Here is a 6340-nt window from a genome sequence, read left to right on the forward strand (position 1 = left end):
TGTAACTCATTGAAATGTGTCATCATATTCGTCGTCAGAAAACAAGTATTATGCCATTATTTCAATGAGTTATCTTTTTTTGTCGTGTACAAAGAAAAAAACCACTTTCTTTAGGAATATCGACAAGACTCATCGAACGTCATAAATACCAAAAACTGTTGGATGTAATAGGTAATTTAATTTTAAGGTAGTAGGGTGTGTTGACACTTTTAGCTTAAAAAAATAGCGAAGTAGTAAAATCAAATCGCCAAACCCAATTTTACTATTCGCTATGCCTCGTACCATGCTGACAGATCAACACTGGCAAAAGTTGAAAGTTATTCTGCGTAATTTATCCATTCACCACAACTCAAATTTACGCAATTTTATTGAAGCTATTCTCTATAGAATTAGAACAGGCTGTCCGTGGCGAGATATTCCTTCTTGTTTTGGTCATTCAAACTCTATTTTCAAACGTTTTAATCGTTGGTCAAGCAGCGGTAAGTTACTTAGATTATTCAAATTGCTAGCCTCATGCCCCGATATGGAGTGGATTTTTATTGATGGCTCTCATGTACGTGCTCATCAACATTCTGCCGGCATAGCGAATCAATCTATTTCTAAAAGTGTAGGAGGAAACTCCTCAAAAATACATTTGATTGTTGATGCACATGGCAATCCTATTGATTTCATAATTACCGATGGGACCACACATGATGTTAAAGTTGCACCTGATTTAATATCAACATTAGATTTAAAAGAGACAAAAGTGGTATGCGCAGATAAAGGCTATGATTCAGAACCACTGCGTGAACAGATCAGGAAAACAGGGACTAAAGCGAATATACCAAAGAAAACGAATAGCCAATCTAACAATGACCATATGGACTGGTATTTATATAAAATCAGGCATTTAGTTGAAAATATGTTTTGTAGATTAAAGCAATTTAGAGGAATAGCTACTCGATATGACAAGCTCAAAAGAAATTATCAAAGTTCTGTTGCTTTAGCCTGTATATTTTTATGGCTACCTTTATAGGGTTAATTATGAACAGTAAATGTCAACAGACCCTAGTCATATTTTATAACAAGAAAAAATAAACCATGGCTTTTGGGTTTATGAATAGACTCAATAATGCCCCCCAATTACTCATTGATCGGTAAAAAAGGTAAGACAGCTTTTCGCTCTCTTCTTAGCTTAGGAATTTCTGAATTATAGCCCATAAAATCAGCAACGCCCTCTAACGCTGTCATACAGCGTTAGAGGGATAATGATCTCAAGATTGTATTGCTTGGGCTGTCTAATTTGCCGTATTAGACACCATCACCATCACCAGCCCAAACCATATCCACTTTTTTAAGCATTGCTTAATGCACTGGCTAAATCACCAGTACCCTTCAAGTCAGACACCTGTCCCTCCAAAGGCTGACTAAATTCAATACGCTGAATCTTTGCTGCCCGCTCTGCGGAGAACACTGGGATTTGACTCATCGCAAATTCAGACAGTGCGGTAATGGTTAGTGAGGGATTCACACCTAAATTCCCAGGTACAATCGAACCATCTAATACGCGTAAATTTTGATAACCAAAGACTTGACCAGTGAAGTCCACAACGCCATTCGACTTGTCATTGCCCATCGCGACACCACTCATAATATGTGCTGTCGTTGGCGTTCCCAGTAGAATTTCAGTAAGTGCAGAACCAGGTTCTCCACCTAACTTTTGTGCAATCATTTTAGTGGCTTCTTCAGCCGCAGGGAATGAAACGGTGAGTGGCGTGTCCCCTTCTTTTTGCACAGCAGTGATACTATTTTTGAACAGTCGATACCACTTTCTACGCCATTCAAAATGAATGAATGCTTCAGACTTTTGCATCACCAATAAAATGATAGAGTCTTTGGCTTTACCCTTATAACGCAGTACTTTAAAGGTTTTTAAGGGATGTAACAGTGTATTGAACACAAACTTCATAAAGCGCATAAAGCCCTGACCGGTCACCATCGGCACGTATGGAATATAAATCCATGAAGCATCCGCACCTTCAGGGAACCGTGTGACCTCAATATTGGTATCTGCATCGACCGAAATAAAAGAGCTGATTGCTACCCCATCATCCAGTTTTTTATCTGTGTTGTTCACTGTGGTCAGAGTTTCCGAGTTCGTCCGAACTTCCTGTCCCAGCAATGAAGAAATATTGGGTAAAGTCTTATACTGATCCCGCATTTTTAACAACATCGGTACCGTACCCATCACCCCTGCAGATAACACTACCCCACGACTGCGCAAACTATATTGACGAACATTCTTACCTAAAGTTTCTTTGATAATGATTTCATAGCCTTCACCACCATCCTCACTCAATGGCATAATTTTGAGGACTTCAGAACTTGGACGAATTTCTACCCCATTACGTTCAGCAAAATACAGGTAATTCTTCATGAGGGTGTTTTTGGCATTATTACGACAGCCCAACATACAACTGCCACAATAAATACAGGAGTTACGATCTGGTCCATCTCCATTGAAATACGGATCTTTCGCTAATTGTCCTTCTTGACCAGCTACTTGCGAAAAGAAGACCCCCGTATTCACCGTTTTAAATGAATTTGCATATCCAATTTCACTCGCAACTTCTTTTAACGTGTCGTCTGCAATATTGGTATAAGTATTATTCGCTGTACCCAACATACGTTGAGCGAGACCATAAAACGGCTTTAAGGTGTCTTTCCAGTCTTTACGAATCTTGGTCCATGCCTCCGACTCAAAAACTGCATCAGGTGGAATTAAATGTACATTGGCATAAATTTGTGAGCCCCCACCAACGCCCACCCCATGCAAAATGGTGGTTTTACTGGTGAAAGTAAATTGCATCGTACCTCTGAATCCCAGTTCAGGTCGCCACAAATAGTTTTTTGTGTCTAAATTGGTGGTTGGAAAATCCTTGTCTTCACGGCGTAAGCCTTTCTCCAAAATCAGGACTTTATAGCCTTTTTCACTGAGGCGTAAAGCACTGACCGATCCACCAAAGCCTGAGCCAATCACGATTTGATCATAATCAAAATCTTTATTATTCATACTATTAACTCCTTTAATAGTTTTATTTTTCTGTTTTTAAATACACTAATTCCTTCACTTCAAAATATCCATCTTGAAGTGAAAAGTGATGTTGAGGTTTTAAAATTTAAGCGCTTATGACTTCATGCGAATCAATAAATTCAACAGCCAATTGGCAAATTTTCCATACGGTGGCGCGAGAAACTTCAAACTCGAAAAACCCGCCTGATAAAATACAGGGCGCATTTTAGAAAAAGTCAAAAAGCCTTCATAACCATGATAGTGCCCCATCCCGCTGGCACCGACTCCACCAAAGGGTAAGTCATGCTGCCCGACATGAAATAAGGCATCATTGACCGAAACCCCGCCCGACATAACTCTGCTGATATAAAAATCGATTAAACTTTTGTTATTACTAAATGGATAAAAAGCCAATGGACGATCACGCTGCACAATATAGTCTACTACCTCTTCAGGCTTTTGGTAGGTTTTGACCATCAAGATCGGACCAAAGGTTTCACGCGTATCAATTTCCATCTCATCATTACTGTTCAATACCAAAGTCAGTGGAAATTTTCGTGTCGCAGCATCTGGTTCTTGCTGATTTAAATTAATCAAACTGGCCCCTTTGGCTTCAGCATCTGCCAAGCTATGCACTAAGCGCTGAAATGCACGCTCATCAATCACAGAAGTATAATCTTTGCTATGAATATCAGGCACATGTTCCTGAACCCACGCTGCCGCGGCTTGAATAAAAGCTTGTAACTTCGACTCATGTACAAATAAATAATCGACATTGGTACAAATTTGCCCCGCATTAAACTGTTTCACAAACATAATGCGTTCTACAGCTTTCTCAATAGGGTATTCAGGATCAATCACCGCAGGAGATTTACCACCCAACTCCAAAGTCACTGGCGTCAAGTTCTGTGCTGCAGCAGCCATGACTTTACGCCCTGTCGCACCAGAGCCAGTAAACATCAGGTGGTCAAACGGCAATTTTGAAAATGCGATGCCTACTTCACCAGTCTCATCGAAAATCTGTAATTTTTCCGCTTTAAAGTATTTGGGACTTAACTCAATCAGTAATTCAGCCAAATGTCTTGAATTTTCAGACATTTTAACCATAGCGGTATTTCCCGCAGCAAACACAGCAGATAATTGCGAGAACATCAAATTGATGGGGAAATTCCACGGCACAATAATTCCAATCACCCCCAGCGGCTGCGGAATCACACGGTTTTTTGCACCAAAATACAGGCTATGATCGACATGTCGTTTTTGTACTTTGGTCCAGTGTTTCAAGTGTTTGATGCTGCCGTTTATGTCATCCGTGACAGTTATAATTTCTGCTAATAAGGTTTCATGGCGTGAACGATTTCCATAATCACGATTCAAGGCGTCAATAATTGCTTCACGGTGATTGTTAATCAATGCTTTTAAATTCAGTAAATGTTGCTTGCGTTGTTCAATCGTTTCAATGCCTTGCTGATGAAAGCTTTTGCGCTGTAATTGAAAACAATCGTGCAATGTCTGTTCTATCACTGTTTGCTCGATATGAGACTGAACCGTAAGTTGCATATGCTTTTCCTTTCACGGCTAAAAATGGTGATTCAATACTTCTTTTCTATGTTGGTTGAGATAATCTCTTATCCTACTTTAACAAATGACTTGAATTATGCTTGACTTTTTAGGACACTAAATTGATCTTTTAGGACAACACGGAATGTTGTAATGGGAAGTTATATTCGTGCAGCCAGCCTCGGCGGTTTTGAAGACTTAGTCCGTAGTTATGGCATAAACCCTATAGGAATCTTGAAAGAGATCGGGATTTTACCTGCTTTACTCCGCGATCCAGATTCATTTATTCATTATGATCATTATTTAAATTTATTGGAAAAAGCGGCCTTAGCCTGTCAGGATGACTGCTTCGGTTTAAAACTCGGCGCACTCCAAAATATTAGCACAATCGGTTTGATTGGCGTCTATATGTCCCGACAAACGAGCATACTTGAAGCCTTAAGCGTGGCGCAAAAGTATGTCTATTTACATGCTGAAGGCGTTGTCTTTCACGTCTCGCAACATAATGCTCTGTTCTGTAAGCTGAACTTTGTGCGTTTAAGTGAATACAACACCGATGTACCACAAAAATCACAACTGGCCATTTGCCTTGTCGCGAATATTTTAAAAGATTTGATTGGCCCACAGTGGCATGCAGAAAAAATTTGCTTCAAGCAAAAAGCACCACAAAAAGGAGCTCAAACTTTCCAAGCACATTTTTCCTGTCCAGTGGAATTTGAAACCGATGAGGATGCGCTTTATTTTCCCGCAAGCTTTTTAAGCTATAAACCCTATAATTTTAATGAAGATGCCATTAATCAACTAATCGTACAGCAGCTTGAAACACAAAGCAGCACCAAAACTGAAGACAATACCGCACTGATAGAGAGTTCAGTCCGCATGCTGATGGCGACAGGAGACTGCAGCATTGAAAATATCGCACTCTGTATGGGAATGCATCCGAAAAAGCTTCAGCGCGCTTTAAAAATGCAAGGAACAACCTATCGAGATATACTCGAAAATGTCCGAAAAAAAGAAGCGCTTCGTATGCTTGATGCAGGCAATGTGAATTTGACAGATATTGCTCTACAGTTGGGCTATGCAGAATTATCTATTTTCAGTCGCAACTTTAAAAGCTGGTTTGGCGTTCCTCCAACCGAGTTAAGAGACAAAAGTCGAAGCCATATTGTATGACTTCTGGTTTTGCTACTTCGTTAAATAAAAAGTACCCAACGAATTCAAGCATATAGTTTAAATCCATTGAATGTCACTCTAATCAATACAGACTCAATTGATTATTTCGGGAAAACAAAGGATGCGACCAAACGTGCCCCCCAACCTTTCGGGCTGCCGTCAGTATCATCAACCCAATATCGAGCACCACCGCCCACACTAATGGCCTGACCATTTAGGCGAATCACTTTGGTCACAGTCAAGTTGACAGGAACTGTGGCTTCTTCTGCATTCCAGTCATATGTCGTTTCAGTATTCAATGCCACCGTCGTACTATTTGGATAAGTGTAACTAGGGTCTGTTGACATTTACTGTTCATAATTAACCCTATAAAGGTAGCCATAAAAATATACAGGCTAAAGCAACAGAACTTTGATAATTTCTTCTTTTGAGCTTGTCATATCGAGTAGCTATTCCTCTAAATTGCTTTAATCTACAAAACATATTTTCAACTAAATGCCTGATTTTATATAAATACCAGTCCATATGGTCATTGTTCGATTGGCTATTTGT

5 protein-coding genes and 1 pseudogene are annotated in these 6340 nt (G+C 39.7%); 2 read left to right on the forward strand and 4 right to left on the reverse strand.

The window, feature by feature from the left end:
- Positions 1-271 precede the first annotated feature (271 nt).
- Positions 272-1018, forward strand: a complete 747-nt coding sequence (locus tag HX743_RS15305; RefSeq protein ID WP_087662167.1) for an IS5-like element ISAba31 family transposase — start codon at positions 272-274, stop codon at positions 1016-1018.
- Positions 1019-1336: 318 nt separating this feature from the next.
- Here HX743_RS15305 and HX743_RS15310 read toward each other — a convergent pair whose 3' ends face one another.
- Entirely contained in the window at positions 1337-3055 is a 1719-nt protein-coding gene (locus tag HX743_RS15310; RefSeq protein ID WP_045796738.1) for a GMC oxidoreductase, read from the reverse strand.
- Between the two features lie 114 nt (positions 3056-3169).
- Complete coding sequence (locus HX743_RS15315; RefSeq protein ID WP_045796737.1) at positions 3170-4615, reverse strand: coniferyl aldehyde dehydrogenase; 1446 nt, start codon at positions 4613-4615, stop codon at positions 3170-3172.
- A 153-nt stretch (positions 4616-4768) separates the two neighbouring features.
- On the opposite strand from HX743_RS15315, the gene HX743_RS15320 reads away from it, so the two are divergent.
- Positions 4769-5788, forward strand: a complete 1020-nt coding sequence (locus HX743_RS15320) for an AraC family transcriptional regulator (protein ID WP_045796736.1) — start codon at positions 4769-4771, stop codon at positions 5786-5788.
- A gap of 101 nt (positions 5789-5889) precedes the next feature.
- Here the strand turns inward: HX743_RS15320 and HX743_RS15325 are convergent, their stop codons facing one another.
- Both HX743_RS15325 and HX743_RS15330 read right to left on the reverse strand, forming a co-directional pair.
- Positions 5890-6135: a hypothetical protein gene (locus tag HX743_RS15325; RefSeq protein ID WP_052690212.1), complete on the reverse strand. Its 246-nt coding sequence runs from the start codon at positions 6133-6135 to the stop codon at positions 5890-5892.
- A gap of 19 nt (positions 6136-6154) precedes the next feature.
- A pseudogene (locus HX743_RS15330) lies at positions 6155-6340 on the reverse strand (IS5/IS1182 family transposase); the annotation flags it as partial.

It is taken from the genome of Acinetobacter sp. Swhac1 (assembly GCF_013390985.1).
In the GTDB taxonomy this organism is placed as follows: domain Bacteria; phylum Pseudomonadota; class Gammaproteobacteria; order Pseudomonadales; family Moraxellaceae; genus Acinetobacter; species Acinetobacter towneri.